A 16,899-nucleotide genomic window follows, 5' to 3' on the forward strand; every position below is an offset into this window, starting at 1 on the left:
GGAGCTCTCATGATCGTTCTGGGCTACAACGGATTCGGCAAGTCCGCGGAAATCTTCGGACGCCTCTTTCGCGCCACCGGCATCGACCGCCACCTGTTGTACGGCCATGACTCGTCCGCCGCCCTCGTCATCGACGGGAAACTGGTCGCCGCCGTGGAGGAGGAACGGCTCAACCGGGAGAAGAAGACGTCGAGCTTCCCGGTCCACGCCATGCGCTGGTGCCTGGAATCGGCCGGGATATCCTTCGACGACGTCGATCTCTTCGCCTTCTCCTGGCAGTTCTCCCAGGACGTGCTGAACAAGATGATCGCCGAGATCACCGAAGACCCGGCGGCGTCCGTCGAGCAGAAGTTCGCGCGCTTGCAGCGCCTGGCGGAGACCCATGAGGCGATGTTCAGCCAGGCCGCGACCGAAGCCGACTTCCTCGAACACACGGGACACAGGCTGAACCCGGAGAAACTGGTCCGGGTCCCGCACCACATGGCGCATCTGATGACGGGGTATCATCTGTCGGGCGGCCAGGACACGGCATTCCTGGTCAGCGACGGTCGCGCCGAATGGCTGTCCTCGATCATGGGTGAAGTGCGCGACGGCGAAGTGAAGATCTTCGACGACATGACCATCGACTCGCGGCACTCACTGGCGATGCTCTTCTCCGTGGTGACGCGATACCTCGGATTCGTGCCGAACAACGACGAGTACAAGGTGATGGGGCTGGCCGGCTATGGCGCGCCGCCCGAGCCCAACCCGTTGCTCACGGACGTGGTCGAGATGTGCCCCGACGGCACCTACAGGATTCCGTATCCGGCGAACGCCGTACCCGCCTACTACGCACTCTTCGACCGGATCTTCGGCGGAGACGCCGATGGCCGAGAGGAGTTCGACTACCGCGTCCGCGTGGCCAGTGCGGCACAGCACATGCTCGAAACGGTGACCGCCGGCCAGATCCGGACGCTCGAAGCCCGGAGCGACCTCCCACGCGTGATCTTCGAGGGCGGACTCGCCCTGAACTGCGTCAACAACAGCAAGCTGCTGGAACGTTCACGCTTCACCTCGATGGATGTCAGCTTCGGCGCCAGCGACGTCGGGGTGGCGATCGGGGCGGCTCTGTTCGCCGGCGGGCAGGCCGGCACGCCGCCCCGGATCAGCCCGTCGCCGTACCTGGGCCCGAGCCATGACGGCCAGGAGATACAGGCGGCTCTCCAGCAGTACGCCGACCGGGTCGTGTGGCGGGAACTGGACCCTGCGGACGTACCGCGGGAGGCCGCGACCCTGATGCGGGAGCGATGCGTCATCGGGTGGTTCCAGGGGCGCATGGAGTACGGACCCCGCGCACTGGGCAACCGCAGCATCCTGGCCAACCCGAAGTTCCCCGACATCAAGGACATCATCAACGAACGCATCAAACACCGCGAGCAGTTCCGGCCCTTCGCCCCCGTGGTCCTGGAGCATCTCGCGCCCGACGTGTTCGAGCTCGGCAAGAAGAAGTCCTCGCCCTACATGACCTTCGTGGTTCCGGTGCGCCCCGAGTACCAGGACATGATCCAGGGCGCCTGCCACGTCGACGGCACCTCACGGATCCAGACGGTCACCGAGCAGAGCAACCCCCTGCTCGCCCGGCTGCTGCGTGAGTTCACCGAGCTGACCGGGATTCCCTGCCTGATCAACACCTCGTTCAATGTCGCCGGCGAACCCATCGTCTGCTCACCCGGGGATGCTCTGTCCTGTTTCCTCAAGACGGAGATGGATCATCTGTTCCTCGGCAACTTCCTGGTGTCGCGAATCTGAGCGAGTGAACACCTCCCTGATTCGGGTGTCCGCAATCGTGCTTCAGGGGGTTGCGCTACGCTCGACGCGACGGAAGGGAGACGAGACCAAGTGTCGCTTTTAGAGACAGATCCATACGTCGGTAACCATTGCGAGTCGACCACTCTCGTGAATTTGCTGCGGCAGCGAGAGGTAGACTTGTCGGAGCCGCTCATCTTCGGGCTCGCCGGTGGCTTGTCGTTCATCTACTGGCGGACGAAGCAGATGCCGACGCCGTTCGTCGGTGGCCGTATCAAACCCGACACATTGTCCGAGCATCTCGCGAACGCACTGAACCTGCGGCTGTCCGTCCACGAGACGTCGTCGGCGAAGCGGGCGAGGGAACACCTGCTGGCCGAGCTCGATTCCGGAACCGTTGTCGGTCTCAAGCTCGACCGCTATTTCCTCGACTACTCCACCGACGACTTCCGGTTCGCGGCTCACTATGTCGCCTGTGTCGGGTACGACGACGACCGTTTTGCTCTGGTCGAAACTCAACCCCTCGGCCTGCAATGGGCCACCGGCGAATCCCTCGCGACCGCGCGAAACGCCCGGGGACCGATGAGTTCACGTAACCGTGCCTTCACCCTCGATCTCCCGAAGGGCGGGCTTCCCGATCTTGGGGAAGCGGCCCGCAAGGGCATCAGGACGGCGGCGGACAATTTCCTGAACCCGCCGATCTCGAATTTCGGGTACAAGGGCATGCACAAAGTCGCCGACCTGATGCCGCAGTGGCTCGACGACCTCGAATCGCCCGCCGACAGCCTGCCCGAGATCTGCACGATCATGGAGGACGCGGGAACCGGCGGGGGCCTGTTCCGCACGATGTGGGCGGACTTCCTCGCGGAGACCGCCGAGATCACCGGGACCGGCGCATATGAGGAGGTCTCGAAGTCATACCGTGAGGTGTCGAAGAAGTGGACCGAGGTGGCCGGGCTTCTGCACGAGGCGGGAGTCGCATCGTCACGGGAGTCCCTCCATAGCGCGTCGAAGATCGTGCACGAGGCCGCCGAGAAGGAGCAGCGACTGATGCATCGCCTCATGGAACTGTCGAGCTGACCCCGGGCGGAACCGGAACGACGGGCGCCCTTGTCGGTCTGACCCGCGGGTCTCCGTGTCAGGCCGACGGGGCGCAGGCGGGCAGGACCGTGGTGAGTTGGGTCAGGTGCCCGGGGCGGACGCGGATTCCGGGGAGCCAGAGGCGCTGTCCGTTGTGTGTGACCTGGATCCAGATGCTGGTGTGTTTGTGGTTCTCGTCGGTGACGGTGACACCGTTGGCGATGGTGCAGCGGGCTTGAAGGAGGTCGCGGTGCCAGACACGGCCGGCGGAGTTGGTGGTGGTGTAGGGCCGGTACGGGTTGTAGGCCAGCGACAGTGCGCATCTGTGCGTGCGGGGCTCCTGGCATGCCTTCTCGACGTTGTGGACGAGGACCCCCGCACTGCCGCCCGAGCTCGCTCCGGCTGCGGCGCCCTGCGCGGGCGTGGCACCCGGGCCGTCCTGCGGGGAGAGCAGAAGCCACAGGCCCGTCACGAGCGCGCCCGCGACGACAGCGGCGAGGACCGCTGTGACGATCCGGCGCAGAGGCCACGGTCCGCGCAGTCGGCGCCAAGGGGCGCGGTGGGGGAGGGGCGGTGAGCCGTCGGCTTCGACGGTGTCGCCGCCGACGGCGGCGGCCGGTGTTTCCTGGTGGCCGGGGACGGCTGCTTCCCACAGGGCCCGGTACGCGGAAGGGTCCGCGCCCAACGCCCGGCACACGTCCCGCACCACGGGCCAGGTCGGCACGGTCTCGCCGCGAAAGTAGCGCGAGAGGGACGAGTCGCTGATCCGGACCTGAGCCTCCAGGTTGCGCAGCGGGCGCCCGGATTGCCGCTGCAGGTCGCGCAGGGCGTCTCCCAGCTTCCGTGCTGCTTCCGCGCGGGACTCTGGTTGTCGGCCGGTCATCGATCGAAGCCTTTCCGCAAGAGCGGCAACAGCGTCCCGCCACCTGTCCCATGTCCCGGGACGCGCATGTCCCAGCAGGTCAGGACTGTATTTATCCCGACATCGGTGAAGCAACCGGGATCTGGTTGTAGGGCTGCCGTTTCCTGCGCAAACTCGGCATACCGGCTCAGCGGATCACCCCCGAGGGTGAGCGTGCCGGAACTCGTGGCCGTGCCGATGGAAGGGCACGGGCCGCTCCGAACCCCTACCGAAAGGATCTTCATCATGCGTGTACGCACCGCACTGTCCGCCTTCGCAGCCATCGCCGTGGTCGGACTGGGCAGCCTGGGAGTTGCGGCACCGGCCGTCGCCGCACCCGGCGTGGCGTCCCAGCAGCCGTCCGCCGTGCAGGCCGCCGACGGTCTCGACATCCACCGCGGCAAGTACATGACCCTGGGCGGCTGCCAGACCGCCGGCCAGCAGGGCATCGACCGTGGTCACTGGGACCAGTACCAGTGCGCCGAGGGCAACATGTGGCCCTGGAAGTGGAACCTGTGGACCAACCGCTGAGGACCTGAACCGCCGGTGTCCTCCTCCGCTCTCGCCGGAGGAGGACACCGGCGTCCCAGCCGCCGGAGCCGTTTCGCTGCCATGGTCGCCGCTTCGCCGGTGTACAGGCACCGTTTCCCCACACCCTGGCAACGCAGCCCGCCCAGACCTGACCACGGGCATCGGAGCACTTGCCCGGGACGACGCCCCGGCTGTGTGCAAGTCGCGGATGACTGGGTACCTGCGTGCGGCGGCTCGTCGACGACGGGCGTCCGAGTGGTGCGAGTGTGTGGAGTGGGGAGATCGAGGTGCGATGGCGCGACGCGAGGGAGGCGCGGGCTTTTCGAGGGTGTGCGCGGATTCTGGCGGGCCGCTACCGCCTGGACGCGCTGATCGGTTCGGGTGGCGCCGCTGACGTGTACCGCGGTCTCGACCTGCGGCTGCGGCGGCCGGTCGCTGTGAAGGTCTTCCGCGCCGGTACCGGCTTCGACACGGAGGAGGCCTTCCACGGCGAGGCTGTGATCCTGGCCCGCTTGCAGCATCCGGGACTGGTGACCGCCTTCGACGCCGGACGTCATGACGGTGACGCCTTCCTGGTCATGCAGCTGATCGACGGGCAAACCCTGAAAAGCCGCATCGCCGAGGGACCTTTGTCGTGCGAAGCCGCGGCCGCGCTCGGCGCGGCATTGGCCGATGCTCTGGCGCACGCCCATGAGGCGGGCATCGTCCACCGGGACGTGAAACCGTCCAACATCATTCTGGACTCCTCCGGCCGTCCTCATCTGACGGACTTCGGCATCTCCCGGCTGCTGGACGCGACCACCCGCACCGCTACCGGCACCCTGACCGGCACGGCGGCCTATCTCTCCCCCGAACAGGTGCTTGGCCGGCCCGTCGGCCGTCCCGCCGACCTCTACGCCCTCGGCCTGGTCCTCCTCGAATGCGTCACCGGCCGACTCGAATACGACGGCGGCCCCCTGGAGGCCGCGATAGCGCGCCTCCACCGCCGGCCTGTCCTGCCGGACTTCCTGTCCGACGGCTTCGCCGCCCTCCTGCGGGACATGACCAGCCTGGAAGAACAAGACCGGCCCACGGCGCGCGACTGCGCCCGAGCCCTGACCCGTCTCGCCGAAACGAGCACGGTGCCCTCGTCCGCCTCCGTGGCCCGGCCCGTTCTCAGCGCTGTTCCTGCCGCGGTCGCGGATCGCGAGGACAGGACACACCGGAGCTCGCCGCCCGCCGGGAAAGCCGAGGGGGCGCCGCGGCCGGCCCTCATCCGCAGCCGCATCCGAACGCGTGGGGCGGCGGCCGCACTGGCCGCCGTCATCGCCGGCGGCCTGGTGGTCACCGACGGCTTCTCGAGCCGCGACGCCACAGGCGAAGCGGCCCCGTCCGCCCCTGATCCGGTCGCCCCCTCCACCCTCCCGGACACCGCCGTTCACGACGACGACACGCCCTCCGCATCGGCGACCCCGCCCTCGCGCAGCCCTTCCGTCTCCGCTCAGCCGGTCAAGAATTCCGCGTCCACGCGCAAGGCTCGTCCGGCCTCCGGCGGCCCGAGGCCCGCCCCGCATCCGCCCGGGACCCCCGGCAGCTCTGGGCAGGCGGCGCCCGGCGCAGCCGCGCACGGCAAAGCAAAGGGCTCCGACCAACCGCCGGGTCTGGCACACAAGGACCGGAAAGGAATGAAGCCGGCCCATGCCAAGGCCAAGTAGCGGCAGGAAGCGCCCAGGCGGCGGGCGGGAGCGAGGACGCCGAAGACGTCGTCGCCGGCGAGACCAATCGGTCCGGCGACCGGAACGCAGCCGGGCGGAAAGTCCTCGTGCCAGGTGCGGAACCAGCGGTGGACCGCACCGCGGAGTCGGGCCCGGGCGGTGACCGCAACGACGTCACGTCCCACGTAGCCTCGTTCCCATGCCGGCCTCCCGACTGCACCGCGTCGCCGTCCTGGTACTCGAGGGTGCCAAGCCGCTCGATGTCGGTATCCCCGCGCAGGTGTTCACGACCCGCGCGAGCATGCCGTACGAGGTGCGGGTGTGCGGGGCGACACCCGGTCTCGTGACCGGCGGCGATGGCCTGTCCTACGCCGTCGCCCACGGCCTGGACGCGCTGGCGTGGGCCGACATCGTCTTCGTCCCCGGCTACCGGCACCCGGACCGCGAGGACCCGCCGCGCGCCGTCGTGGACGCACTGATCGCCGCCCATGCGCGGGGCGCGCGGCTCGCCGCCATCTCGACGGGGGCCTTCGCCCTCGCCGCCACGGGCCTGCTCGACGGCAGGCGCGCCACGACCCACTGGCACTACACGCGGGCGCTCATGACCAGGCATCCCCTCGTCCAGGTCGACGAGAACGTCCTGTTCGTCGACGAGGGCAGTGTGCTCACCTCGGCCGGCGCCGCCTCGGGCATCGACCTGTGCCTGCACATCCTGCGCGGCGACCTGGGGGTGGCCGCGTCCAACCACGCGGCGCGCCGCCTGGTGGCGGCCCCCTATCGCAGCGGCGGCCAGGCGCAGTACGTGCCGCGCAGCGTCCCCGAGCCGGTCGGTGAGCGCTTCGGCGCCACCCGTGAGTGGGCGCTGCACCGACTCGGCGAGCCCCTTTCCCTCGACGCACTGGCGCAGCAGGCCGGGGTGTCGGCGCGTACCTTCTCCCGGCGCTTCGTCGAGGAGACCGGCTACACCCCGATGCAGTGGGTGATGCGCGCCCGCATCGACCTGGCCCGCGAACTGCTGGAGCGCTCCGAGCGCAGCGTCGAACAGATCGCCGCCGACGTCGGACTCGGTACCGGGGCGAACCTGCGCCTGCACTTCCAGCGCATCCTGGGCACCACCCCGAGCGAGTACCGGCGCACCTTCACCCGGGGCGAGTAGCACCTGTCGCGAAACCCTGTGGCGGGATCCTTTTGAACCGTGGCGATCGCGCCACTGTCGGCTGCGTGAGACAGGGGCGAGCCTGGAGGGCGAAGGGAAGGGACATCACTCATGACTCGCATCGCCATCAACGGATTCGGCCGCATCGGACGCAATGTGCTGCGCGCCCTGCTGGAGCGCGACAGCTCCCTCGAGGTCGTCGCCGTCAACGACCTCACCGAGCCCGCCACGCTCGCCCGGCTGCTCGCCTACGACAGCACGGCCGGCCGGCTCGGGCGCCCGGTGACCGTCGAGGGGGATGCCCTCGTCGTCGACGGCCGTCGGATCACGGTGCTGGCCGAGCGCGAACCGGCTCAACTGCCCTGGGCCGAACTCGGCGTCGACATCGTCCTGGAAGCCACGGGCCGCTTCACCTCGGCCAAGGCCGCCCGCGCCCATCTCGACGCGGGCGCGAAGAAGGTGCTCGTCAGCGCGCCCTCGGACGGCGCCGACGTCACCCTCGCCTTCGGGGTCAACAGCGACGCCTACGACCCGGAGCTGCACACGATCGTCTCGAACGCCTCCTGCACCACCAACGCACTCGCCCCGCTGGCCAAGGTGCTCGACGACCTCGCCGGTATCGAGCACGGGTTCATGACGACGGTGCACGCCTACACGCAGGAGCAGAACCTGCAGGACGGACCGCACCGTGACGCCCGTCGTGCACGGGCCGCCGGCGTCAACATCGTGCCGACCACGACCGGCGCCGCCAAGGCGATCGGGCTGGTCCTGCCGAACCTCGACGGCAAGCTGTCGGGCGACTCGATCCGCGTACCCGTGCCGGTCGGCTCGATCGTCGAACTCAACACGACGGTCTCCCGCGAGGTGACCCGCGAGGACGTGCTCGCGGCCTACCGAGCCGCGGCGCAGGGTCCGCTCGCCGGGATCCTGGAGTACTCCGACGACCCGCTCGTCTCCTCCGACATCGTGGGCAACCCCGCCTCGTCCGTCTTCGATTCGGCTCTCACCCGCGTCGACGGCCGCCATGTGAAGGTGGTCGCCTGGTACGACAATGAGTGGGGCTTCTCGAACCGTGTGATCGACACGCTGCAGTTCCTCGCCACCCGCTGACCGGACGCCGCCATCGGCATGAGCCGGCGCCGAGATCGCGCCGGATGTCCGACGAACACTCCGGCAGCCGGTCCAGCACGGCCCGGCCCCGCCGCCCGCCTTCCGCGCCCTGCTGCACCGCGCGTGGGAGGCGGGTTTGACATGAGGTGTGTCGTCGGTCGGATAAGCAGGGTGATCGGGGGTAGAACGGCTTCTGGCTCGTGCAGGTGCAAGGGCTGGAGCAGGCCCGCGGTGAAGGGCTGCTCCCTGGTTTGAACGAAGGATCGATGGTATGGCCAGCGGCACCGTGAAGTGGTTCAACTCTGAGAAGGGCTTCGGCTTCATCGCACAGGACGGCGGGGGCCCGGACGTCTTCGCGCACTACTCCGAGATCCAGGGCAACGGGTACCGCGAGCTGACCGAGGGCGAGCACGTCACCTTCGACATCGGCCAGGGACAGAAGGGGCCGCAGGCGCAGAACATCGTCCGCGGCTGAGCGGGCACCACAGGCACCGAGTGAGGCGGCCACCGATCCGGTGGCCGCCTCACTCCGTGCTGCGGTGCTTCTGCGCGGCACGAACACTCACACCCCTCGGTCAGGCCCTGAGCCGCCCAGGTCGTTCCGCCTGTGACGCACGGCACGGAGGTGGTGCGGGAACGGTGGAATGCGGGCAGCCACCAAATGGTTGGTATATGCATCCGACTGTGAGTCTGTGAGGTACCCGTGAACCACTCTGCCCCTGAGCAGCCCGCCGACGTCGTCGCCCGCCTGCGCGCCACCTTCCGCACCGGCCGCACCAAGCCGGTGGAATGGCGCACGGCCCAACTGCGCCGACTGCGCGACATGCTCACGGAGCAGGGCGCGGAGCTGGCCGCCGCCCTCCACGCCGACCTGGGCAAGAGCGCCACCGAGGCCTACCGCACCGAGATCGACTTCACCGTCCGCGAGATCGACCACACCCTCGACCACCTCGCCGACTGGCTGCGCCCCGAGCCCGCCCCGTCCCCGGCCCACCTCGGCGCGGACGTGACGGTCTGGACGCAGTACGACCCCCTCGGTGTCGTCCTCGTCATCGCGCCCTGGAACTACCCGGCCCAGCTGCTGCTCGCCCCGGTCGTCGGCGCCCTGGCCGCGGGCAACGCGGTGGTCGCCAAGCCGAGCGAGCTCTCCCCGGCCACCTCCGCTGCCCTGGCACGGCTGCTTCCGGCGTACCTCGACGCCGACGCGGTCGCCGTGGTGGAGGGCGGCGTCCCCGAGACCACGGCCCTGTTGGGCGAGCGTTTCGACCACATCTTCTACACCGGCAACGGCACGGTCGGCCGTATCGTGCTGCGTGCCGCCGCCGAACACCTCACCCCGGTCACTCTCGAACTCGGCGGCAAGTCACCGGCGTTCGTCGACCGCGGGACCGACCTGGCCGTCGTCGCGGACCGGCTCGCCCGCGGCAAGTTCCTCAACGCCGGACAGACCTGCGTCGCCCCCGACTACGTGCTGACGGATCCGGAGACCGCGGCGGCTCTGGAGCCGCTGCTCGCGAACGCGGTGAACGCGCTGTACGGCAGCGACCCGGCCGCCTCCGGCGCCTACGGGCGGATCATCAACGAACGGCACTTCGACCGGCTCGTCGGCCTGCTCGACTCCGGCCGCACCGTCGTGGGCGGCACGAGTGACCGGACGGCGAAGTACCTCGCGCCCACCGTCCTGGCCGACGTCGACCCCGACGCGCCCGTCATGCGGGAGGAGATCTTCGGTCCCATCCTGCCGATCGTCACCGTCCCCGGCCTCGACGAGGTGATCGACTTCATCAACGACCGGGACAAGCCGCTCGCCTTGTACGTCTTCACGGAGTCCGAGGGAACGCGGCGTCGATTCGCCGCCGAGACCTCCTCGGGGGGCTTGGGGTACGGCCTGCCGCTCGCCCATCTCACCGTCTCCGACCTGCCCTTCGGCGGCGTGGGGGAGAGTGGCATGGGCAACTACCACGGCCGCTACTCCATCGAGACCTTCAGCCACCGCAAGGCGATCCTGGACAAGCCGCTGCGCTGACGCCCAGACGCTCCCGGCGACGATCAGTGACTCACGCTGCTGGGTGCGGGTGGTGTCCAGCGGTGGGTGCGGGGCACGGTGCCGGTCACGCCGTAGTCGTGCCTGAGGTGTTCGGGGATGGCGTAGTGCATGACGCGTCCGCGGGTGAGGGAGGACAGTTCCAGGACGGTGGTGAGGTGGCCGAGGCGGTCCAGTGCCCAGCCGGCGAGCGGTGCGCGGTCCTCGATGGTCTCCAGGATGCCGAGCAGATGGGGGACCGCCTTGACCACGGTGTCCCAGGGGGTGCGCGGGACTTGGAGCCAGTCGGCACAGGTGTCACCGATCAGGTGACGGATCAGCGCGGAGACGATCGGGTCGAAGAACGTGCCGGGGACGACGTCCTCGTACAGATCGATCAACTGCCGGGTGAGGTGCGCGCCTTCTTCTGACGGCGCCATGTGCCTGACCATGTACAGGTCGAGGAACTCGCGTGCCTGGTCGAGGGTTTCGGGGACGGTGTCCTGGTCGACGCCGAGCATCGCGCCGACGACTCGCCAGGCGTAGAAGTAGGCTTCGGCGCCCTCGGTGGACATGTGGATGCCGAGGCGGTGCAGGGAGTCCAGGACGAGCAGGGAGAAGAACATCTGCCCGCCGATCATGTCCTCCTGACAGATCGGCACGCCCTGCGTGGCGGTGTTCCAGAGCTTGTCGCGCTTGAGATGGTGGCGGATGGAGGCGTGCAGGAGACGGACCTTCTGGGCGGCCGGGATGAAGCGGCTGCCGGCCTCGAACGCGCCGGGCTGCATGAGGTAAACGGTGAACTGGCCGGTCTCCGCCATCCGCTTGGAGGGGTACTTCAGCCCGTGCGTGGCCGACAACAGCCGTGCCACGTGCGGGACGACGTAGCAGGCCGGCATGGAGGCGAACGACAGCGCGGTGGAGATGTGCACGTTGTTGTCGATGAAGAACAGGCGGGCCTTCTCCATCTCACCCCAGTCCACCCAGGCCGGCGGGGCGCTGGTGACCTGGAGGTACTCCCGGGCCACGTCGGGCAGCCCGTCGGGCAGGGGAGCACCGGCGGTGGACACGTACCGCATGAGGGTGTTGAACGTGCCGACCTCACCGCGCTCGAACAAGGTGGCGACGGTGGCGTCGGCGAGTTCGTCACCTGCCTGGCGCAGGGCGTCCATCGACGCCTCGGTGTAGCTCATCACAGGGCTCCTTGGTCGTGCGGGGCGAGGGTGCCGCCGCGGGCATCAGGCGGTGCGGCGCGGTGCGACCGTGCGGTGGCGCGAGGGCGTCAGTGGTGGCGGACCGCCGCCGACTGGGCCAGCGCGGTCAGGGCAGCGGTGGCATGCCCGGGAAGATCCAGGTCGTGCAGGCAGCGGGTGGCCTCTTCGACCCGCGCGGTGATCATCTCTTCGATGCGGTCCGGTGCCTTGAGTCGCCGCATCATCGCGCGCACCGCCTCCAGACCGTTTCCGTCGAGGTCGCGTCGGCCCAGCAGGGCACGCAACTGCTCACGCTCCTCGCCACCGGCGATGCGCCAGGTCTCTGCCAACAGCGCGGTGGGCCGGTGGCCGCGCACATCGTCCAGGTTGGTCTTGCCGGTGCGTTCCGGATCCCCGAACAGGCCCAGCAGGTCGTCCCTGAGCTGGAAGGCCTCGCCCAGCGGCAAGCCGTAGGCGGAGTATCCCTCCCGCAGCCGCTCATCGGCGCCGGCCAGGGCGCCGCCGATCAGCAGGGGCTGCTCGACGGTGTACTTGGCGGTCTTGAACCGGATCACCTTCAGCGACGCGGTGGTGTCCGGGGTGGCTCCGGTGTGCAGGATCTCCAGGCACTCGCCGGCGATCAGCTCGCGGGCCAGCGCCGCCCACAGCGGGCGGGCCCGGCCGAGGTAGGCGGCCGGCAGGCCGCTGGTGGCGAACAGCTGACCGGCCAGAGACATGAGGAAGTCCCCCACCAGCATCGCCAGCGAGCGGGCCGCGCCGGCCGCCCGTGGACGGCGCCGCAGCGCGCTCCGCAGGGCCATGTGCGCGGTGGGGCGGCCGTGGCGCAGCGCACTGTCGTCGATGAGGTCGTCGTGCACGATCGCGGCGGCGTGCACCAGTTCCATGGATCCCGCAGCCCGCACCAGCGCGTCACTGTCCGGCTGCCCCGCCGCACGCCAGCCCCAGTAGCAGAAGGCCGCCCGCAGCCGTTTACCGTCCGCCACCGCCTGCTCCACCTGCCGGGCAACGACATCCAGAGCCGGATCGATCGCCGCGAACCGGTCCGCCTCCTGGGCGACGAAGGAGCACAGCACCTCATCGACGCGCACTTTGAACGCAGCGCCGTCCCAACGTTCAGACACCATCGCCGGCCCGCCGGGCCTGAGCCTGACGGGCGAGCACCTCCAGATGGGCCGGGGGCCCGGCCGCGTACCGGTCCAGCGCGAGGCGCCCGCGCGCGATCAGTTCCTGTTCGGCCTCGGCCGCCAGCTCGGCCGTGTCCGAGCGACGCAGCAGACCCCGCACCGTGCCGAGCGCCGACCCCAGGCTGCTGACGGCCAGCTCGGTGAGGCCCGCCACCAGCAACACCGTGTGCCGTTCCAGGTTTCCTGGGCGTTCCGCTTCCAGTGCCATGCCTACCCCCACCCCCAGAGAAACCTCCGGCGCCGGTCCCGCGCCGCATCCCCCAGCGTTCCGTCACACCGGGGGAGAAGGGGGCGGAACTCACCAATGGGCGATCGCACCGTATGAGTGTGCGGTCGGAACCCCTGGCTCCTGTTCCCTCCCTTCCGTGCTCCCCCGTCTCCGTCACCCCTCTGTTCCCGATCTTTCTCGCCATACCGCGTTGTGTCCCCCGTCCCGTGGGATGCACGCTCGGCCACCGGTCGTCGCACGGATGTGTCGCGTCACAGGGGACCGGCCGTCGGCCTCGGCCTGCCGGGGCCCGGACGAGGCACGGCCGCGTCACGGCATCCGCCAGGGAAGCCTCGCCCGTGTCGAACCCTGCGGGTGTTACGCCCCGTCGGGCCGGGAGCGCCGAGCGGCGCGGCGTCGCAGACCCAGCGGCAGCGCGTACCAGCACAGGGCGAACCACAGCATGACCCCACCGGCGAGCACTTCGGCCAGGACGCCGGGGATGACGACACGGAGGATCAGCAGAAGGGTGCAGCCGATGGTCAGCGCGAGGAGGACCATGCCGCACATCATCAAGCGGCCGGCGGCTTCCACCACCTCGTCCTTCATGCGCTGGCCGGACAGGAAGCGGTGGATGGAGACGGGTGCTATGAGCGTTCCCGTGGCTGCCGCGCCGAGCACCACAGTCGTGACGTAAAGGACGCGATCGAACGTCTCCAGCTCCCGGAACAGCGGGGTGAAAGCCACACTGAGCAGGAACCCGAAGAGGATCTGCACGCCCGTCTGGGTGACCCGTGTCTCCTGAAGGATCTCGTTCCACCGCCGGTTGACCCGTTCACTCGCAGTTTCCGGCGCATCGGCGCCGGGGTCAGAGCTCTGGCTGTCGTGGCCTGCGCTGCAGGCGGTGTCGCGTCCCGGCGTCTGAACCGGCTGCTCCGTCATGGTCATGGCATCCTCCACATTTCCAGGAGAACCGTTTGCCCCGACCGGATCCCTTTCATGCAGGTCGGGGGCATGGACGGGGTTGGCCCGACTGTGACGAGGGCGCAGGACACCACGCGCCCCGTACCGGCGCCCGGCCGGGGTGCCGACGATGAAGTGTGGGTCGGTCCTCGACGAGTGCCGCCGTGGTGACCAAGGCCGATGGGCCGCTCGGCCTGATCGAAGGTGCCCCGTCGTGTTTCCGGTGCCGACAGCCAGGTACTGAAACGCTCTGAGTGGGACAGACGGCCGGACGGCGGCGCCTCGCCATCCTGCGCCGCCCGAGAGAGGGACGAGGTGGGCGATGCGTGCGGTCACGGTGCGGCCCGGCGCCAAGGACTCCGTAGAGGTGGGGGAGGTCCCCGACCCCGTCCCGGCTGACGGAGACCTGCTGGTGGACGCCCTGGCGGTGGGGGTGTGCGGGACGGACAAAGAGATCGCCCGAGGCGAGTACGGTACGGCCCCACCAGGCGGTGAGCGGCTGGTCCTGGGGCACGAGTCCCTCGGGCGGGTGCGGCAGGCGCCACCCGGAAGCGGCTTCTCGGCCGGTGACCTCGTCGCCGGAGTGGTGCGCCGCCCGGACCCCGAGCCGTGCGGGGCGTGTGCCCGTGGGGAGTTCGACATGTGCCGCAACGGCCGCTACACCGAACGCGGCATCAAGGAGCTCGACGGTTACGGGTCCGAGGCGTGGCGCGTGGAGGCCGACTACGCGGTGAAGCTGGAGCCGCATCTGGACCGCGTCGGTGTGCTCATGGAGCCGACCACCGTGGTGGCGAAGGCGTGGGAGCAGGTGGAGCGGGTGGGTGCCCGTTCGTGGTTCGAGCCGCAGCGCGTCCTGGTGACCGGCGCCGGTCCCATAGGCCTGCTCGCCACCCTCCTGGGCATCCAGCGGGGCTTGGAAGTACACGTGCTGGACCGCGTCACCGAAGGTCCCAAGCCCGGCCTGGTCCGGGACCTGGGTGCCACGTACCACGCCAAGGACGTCGAGCAGGTCATCTCCGCCGTCTGCCCGGACATCGTCATCGAGGCGACCGGCGCGAACGAGCCCGTGCTCGCCTCGCTGACCGGCACCGCCCCCTACGGAGTGGTGTGCCTGACCGGTGTGTCACCCTCCGGCCGCAGGGCGACCGTGGACGCCGGCGCCGTGAACAGGGAGATCGTGCTGCAGAACGACGCGGTGGTGGGCTCGGTCAACGCCAACCTGCGCCACTACCGACAGGCCGCCGACGCCCTGGCCGAGGCAGATCCGGCATGGCTCGAGCGCGTGATCACCAGGCGGGTGCCGCTGGAACGAGCAGCGGAGGCGTTCCGGGAGCAACCGGACGACGTGAAGGTAGTCATCGAGTTCTAGACCGCGGAGACGAGATGCGAAGGGAAGGTTCTGCATGTCGTACGACGGTGCTCCCCTGGTTGTAGTCATGGGCGTGTCAGGCTCGGGGAAAACCACGGTGGGCCGGTCACTGGCCCGCCGTCTGGGCGTCCCCTACGCCGAGGGGGACGACTTCCACCCTCCGAGCAACGTGGCGAAGATGCGGGCCGGTCACCCTCTGGACGACGAGGACCGCGGCCCCTGGCTGGAGCAGATCGGACGATGGCTCGCCGACCATGCGGACAGCGGAGGGGTGGTGACCTGCTCTGCGCTGAAGCGGCGCTACCGTGACCGGCTGGTCTCCGCCGCGCCGCACACCTTCTTCCTGCATCTCGACGGCTCGGCCGAGCTGATCGCCGCACGGATCACCGCCAGAAAGGGCCACTTCATGGCGCCCGAGCTGCTGCACAGCCAGTTCGCCGCCCTCGAACCGATAGGGGAGGACGAAGCGGGGGCGGCCATCCCGATCGACGGCACACCGGAGGAGACCGCCGCCCTCGCCCACGCAGCCGTCCCTTCTCCCTGAGCGGTCGCTCCGCGGACACTCGCGCGGCGTGATTCCAGGGTGCTGTCGGCCCGCCGCTGCGTCCGGCGGTCCATGAGACCGATGCGGTCGGGTACCCGCCCGACATGCCGCAGTCGGCCCTGCCCGCCTGTACGGGTCGCAGTCACCCCGCCTCCGCCGCTTCGTCGCCCGCCGAAGTGGCCCCGCACGCGGCCGTGCGCGCCGCGAGCGGGTCAGAGGACAGCCGTCCAGCCTTGCCCGCCTGTGGCGGGGAGGGAGCGGGCGTCACCCACCCGCTCGAACAGCTCCCGCAGTTCATCTCGCACGAGACGCTCAACGATCCCCACGACGCCAGACTGCCGAACAGCCCATGGAGATGACCTCTTACGGTCAGAGAGTCCCGCAGTCGGCGATGGTGATGGTGGCCGAGGTACGGCCGGACCGTGAGCCGTAGCTCTCGATCTTCCGCACGAGCTCCATGCTGCTCTCGTCGGCGACCTCGCCGAAGACGACGTGCTTTCCGTCGAGCCACGACGTCACGATCGTGGTGATGAAGAACTGCGAGCCGTTGGTGTTCGGGCCGGCGTTGGCCATGGAGAGCTGGCCGGGCTTGGTGTGCTTGAGCGTGAAGTTCTCGTCGGCGAACTTCTCGCCGTAGATGCTCTTGCCGCCCGTGCCGTCACCACGGGTGAAGTCACCGCCCTGGAGCATGAAGTCCGGGATGACGCGGTGGAAGGACGAGCCCTTGTAGCCGAAGCCCTTCTCGCCGGTCGCCAGCGCGCGGAAGTTCTCCGCGGTCTTGGGGGCGACGTCGTCGAACAGGTTCATGTTGATCCGGCCGGCGGGAACGTCGTCGATGGTGATGTCAAAGAAAACCTTGATAGTCATGCCCCCATCTTGACATCCGGCACCCTCCGGAACGGTCCCGGGCACCCCTCCGGGCCCTTCTGGACCCGCGACCGTCTCGTCTTCGCTCCGTGGTCGAGGCATCACCGGCGTGGTCGTCGCAGTCACCGCCGGCACGTCGGCCTCCTCCGCGGCCCCCCTCGGCACGGTACTTCGCCGTTGACGGCTCTCCCTTCGGGCCGGGCAGGACTCGACGGGTTCGAACGCGATGGCCGGCTCGCGAGGTCGTCCTCAAGCGTGTCGGCTCGGGCG

At 69.4% G+C, this 16,899-nt stretch carries 16 protein-coding genes; 10 read left to right on the plus strand and 6 right to left on the minus strand.

The genetic code is table 11. From position 1 onward, the window contains the following. Positions 1–9 precede the first annotated feature (9 nt). Entirely contained in the window at positions 10–1,788 is a 1,779-nt protein-coding gene (locus tag QNO09_RS15250; protein ID WP_283970717.1) for a carbamoyltransferase family protein, read from the plus strand. Positions 1,789–1,878: 90 nt separating this feature from the next. Beyond that, on the plus strand, positions 1,879–2,865 hold the full coding sequence (locus QNO09_RS15255; protein WP_283970718.1) for a BtrH N-terminal domain-containing protein: 987 nt from the start codon (positions 1,879–1,881) through the stop codon (positions 2,863–2,865). A gap of 58 nt (positions 2,866–2,923) precedes the next feature. Here QNO09_RS15255 and QNO09_RS15260 read toward each other — a convergent pair whose 3' ends face one another. After that, entirely contained in the window at positions 2,924–3,748 is an 825-nt protein-coding gene (locus tag QNO09_RS15260) for a helix-turn-helix domain-containing protein (RefSeq protein WP_283970719.1), read from the minus strand. Between the two features lie 264 nt (positions 3,749–4,012). Between QNO09_RS15260 and QNO09_RS15265 the strand changes: the two genes are divergently transcribed. The 6 genes from QNO09_RS15265 (at position 4,013) to QNO09_RS15290 (ending at position 10,283) form a co-directional block, all read left to right on the plus strand. Further along, positions 4,013–4,297: a hypothetical protein gene (locus QNO09_RS15265; RefSeq protein WP_283970720.1), complete on the plus strand. Its 285-nt coding sequence runs from the start codon at positions 4,013–4,015 to the stop codon at positions 4,295–4,297. A 287-nt stretch (positions 4,298–4,584) separates the two neighbouring features. Beyond that, positions 4,585–5,991, plus strand: coding sequence for a serine/threonine-protein kinase (locus tag QNO09_RS15270; RefSeq protein ID WP_283970721.1), 1,407 nt, complete (start codon positions 4,585–4,587; stop codon positions 5,989–5,991). A 199-nt stretch (positions 5,992–6,190) separates the two neighbouring features. Continuing rightward, entirely contained in the window at positions 6,191–7,147 is a 957-nt protein-coding gene (locus QNO09_RS15275) for a GlxA family transcriptional regulator (RefSeq protein WP_283970722.1), read from the plus strand. Between the two features lie 111 nt (positions 7,148–7,258). After that, entirely contained in the window at positions 7,259–8,257 is a 999-nt protein-coding gene (gene gap / locus QNO09_RS15280; protein ID WP_283970723.1) for a type I glyceraldehyde-3-phosphate dehydrogenase, read from the plus strand. Positions 8,258–8,528: 271 nt separating this feature from the next. Next, positions 8,529–8,732 (plus strand): cold-shock protein, encoded by a 204-nt coding sequence (locus QNO09_RS15285; RefSeq protein WP_107458844.1) that lies wholly within the window; start codon positions 8,529–8,531, stop codon positions 8,730–8,732. Between the two features lie 228 nt (positions 8,733–8,960). Further along, positions 8,961–10,283 carry an aldehyde dehydrogenase family protein gene (locus tag QNO09_RS15290; protein WP_283970724.1) on the plus strand — a complete coding sequence of 441 codons (1,323 nt, stop codon included), beginning with the start codon at positions 8,961–8,963 and terminating at the stop codon, positions 10,281–10,283. Positions 10,284–10,306: 23 nt separating this feature from the next. On the opposite strand, the gene QNO09_RS15295 is transcribed toward QNO09_RS15290, so the two are convergent. The 4 genes from QNO09_RS15295 to QNO09_RS15310 form a co-directional block, all read right to left on the minus strand. Next, positions 10,307–11,473, minus strand: a complete 1,167-nt coding sequence (locus QNO09_RS15295) for an oxygenase MpaB family protein (RefSeq protein WP_283970725.1) — start codon at positions 11,471–11,473, stop codon at positions 10,307–10,309. 89 nt (positions 11,474–11,562) lie between these two features. Then, the gene (locus QNO09_RS15300; protein ID WP_283970726.1) at positions 11,563–12,618 is read right to left on the minus strand and encodes a polyprenyl synthetase family protein; all 1,056 of its coding nucleotides are present in this window, start codon (positions 12,616–12,618) and stop codon (positions 11,563–11,565) included. After that, a complete protein-coding gene (locus tag QNO09_RS15305) occupies positions 12,608–12,886 on the minus strand; it encodes a polyprenyl synthetase (RefSeq protein ID WP_283970727.1) in 279 nt (92 codons plus the stop codon). The genes QNO09_RS15300 and QNO09_RS15305 overlap by 11 nt, the downstream gene beginning before the upstream one ends. A gap of 378 nt (positions 12,887–13,264) precedes the next feature. Next, positions 13,265–13,834: a DUF6328 family protein gene (locus QNO09_RS15310; protein ID WP_283970728.1), complete on the minus strand. Its 570-nt coding sequence runs from the start codon at positions 13,832–13,834 to the stop codon at positions 13,265–13,267. 337 nt (positions 13,835–14,171) lie between these two features. Here QNO09_RS15310 and QNO09_RS15315 point away from each other — a divergent pair, with 337 nt between their 5' ends. After that, a complete protein-coding gene (locus QNO09_RS15315) occupies positions 14,172–15,218 on the plus strand; it encodes a glucose 1-dehydrogenase (RefSeq protein ID WP_283970729.1) in 1,047 nt (348 codons plus the stop codon). Between the two features lie 34 nt (positions 15,219–15,252). Next, positions 15,253–15,762 (plus strand): gluconokinase, encoded by a 510-nt coding sequence (locus QNO09_RS15320; protein ID WP_283970730.1) that lies wholly within the window; start codon positions 15,253–15,255, stop codon positions 15,760–15,762. 369 nt (positions 15,763–16,131) lie between these two features. Here the strand turns inward: QNO09_RS15320 and QNO09_RS15325 are convergent, their stop codons facing one another. Next, positions 16,132–16,629: a peptidylprolyl isomerase gene (locus QNO09_RS15325; protein WP_283970731.1), complete on the minus strand. Its 498-nt coding sequence runs from the start codon at positions 16,627–16,629 to the stop codon at positions 16,132–16,134. Positions 16,630–16,899 lie beyond the last annotated feature (270 nt).

The organism is Streptomyces sp. 378 (assembly GCF_030124145.1).
Taxonomy (GTDB): domain Bacteria; phylum Actinomycetota; class Actinomycetes; order Streptomycetales; family Streptomycetaceae; genus Streptomyces.

Coding starts and splice junctions, on each gene's coding strand:
- QNO09_RS15250 (WP_283970717.1), top strand. CDS start 10: ATGATCGTTCTGGGCTACAACGGATTCGGCAAGTCCGCGGAAATCTTC.
- QNO09_RS15260 (WP_283970719.1), bottom strand. CDS start 3,748: ATGACCGGCCGACAACCAGAGTCCCGCGCGGAAGCAGCACGGAAGCTG.
- QNO09_RS15265 (WP_283970720.1), top strand. CDS start 4,013: ATGCGTGTACGCACCGCACTGTCCGCCTTCGCAGCCATCGCCGTGGTC.
- QNO09_RS15275 (WP_283970722.1), top strand. CDS start 6,191: ATGCCGGCCTCCCGACTGCACCGCGTCGCCGTCCTGGTACTCGAGGGT.
- gap (WP_283970723.1), top strand. CDS start 7,259: ATGACTCGCATCGCCATCAACGGATTCGGCCGCATCGGACGCAATGTG.
- QNO09_RS15285 (WP_107458844.1), top strand. CDS start 8,529: ATGGCCAGCGGCACCGTGAAGTGGTTCAACTCTGAGAAGGGCTTCGGC.
- QNO09_RS15295 (WP_283970725.1), bottom strand. CDS start 11,473: ATGAGCTACACCGAGGCGTCGATGGACGCCCTGCGCCAGGCAGGTGAC.
- QNO09_RS15300 (WP_283970726.1), bottom strand. CDS start 12,618: ATGGTGTCTGAACGTTGGGACGGCGCTGCGTTCAAAGTGCGCGTCGAT.
- QNO09_RS15305 (WP_283970727.1), bottom strand. CDS start 12,886: ATGGCACTGGAAGCGGAACGCCCAGGAAACCTGGAACGGCACACGGTG.
- QNO09_RS15310 (WP_283970728.1), bottom strand. CDS start 13,834: ATGACCATGACGGAGCAGCCGGTTCAGACGCCGGGACGCGACACCGCC.
- QNO09_RS15315 (WP_283970729.1), top strand. CDS start 14,172: ATGCGTGCGGTCACGGTGCGGCCCGGCGCCAAGGACTCCGTAGAGGTG.
- QNO09_RS15320 (WP_283970730.1), top strand. CDS start 15,253: ATGTCGTACGACGGTGCTCCCCTGGTTGTAGTCATGGGCGTGTCAGGC.
- QNO09_RS15325 (WP_283970731.1), bottom strand. CDS start 16,629: ATGACTATCAAGGTTTTCTTTGACATCACCATCGACGACGTTCCCGCC.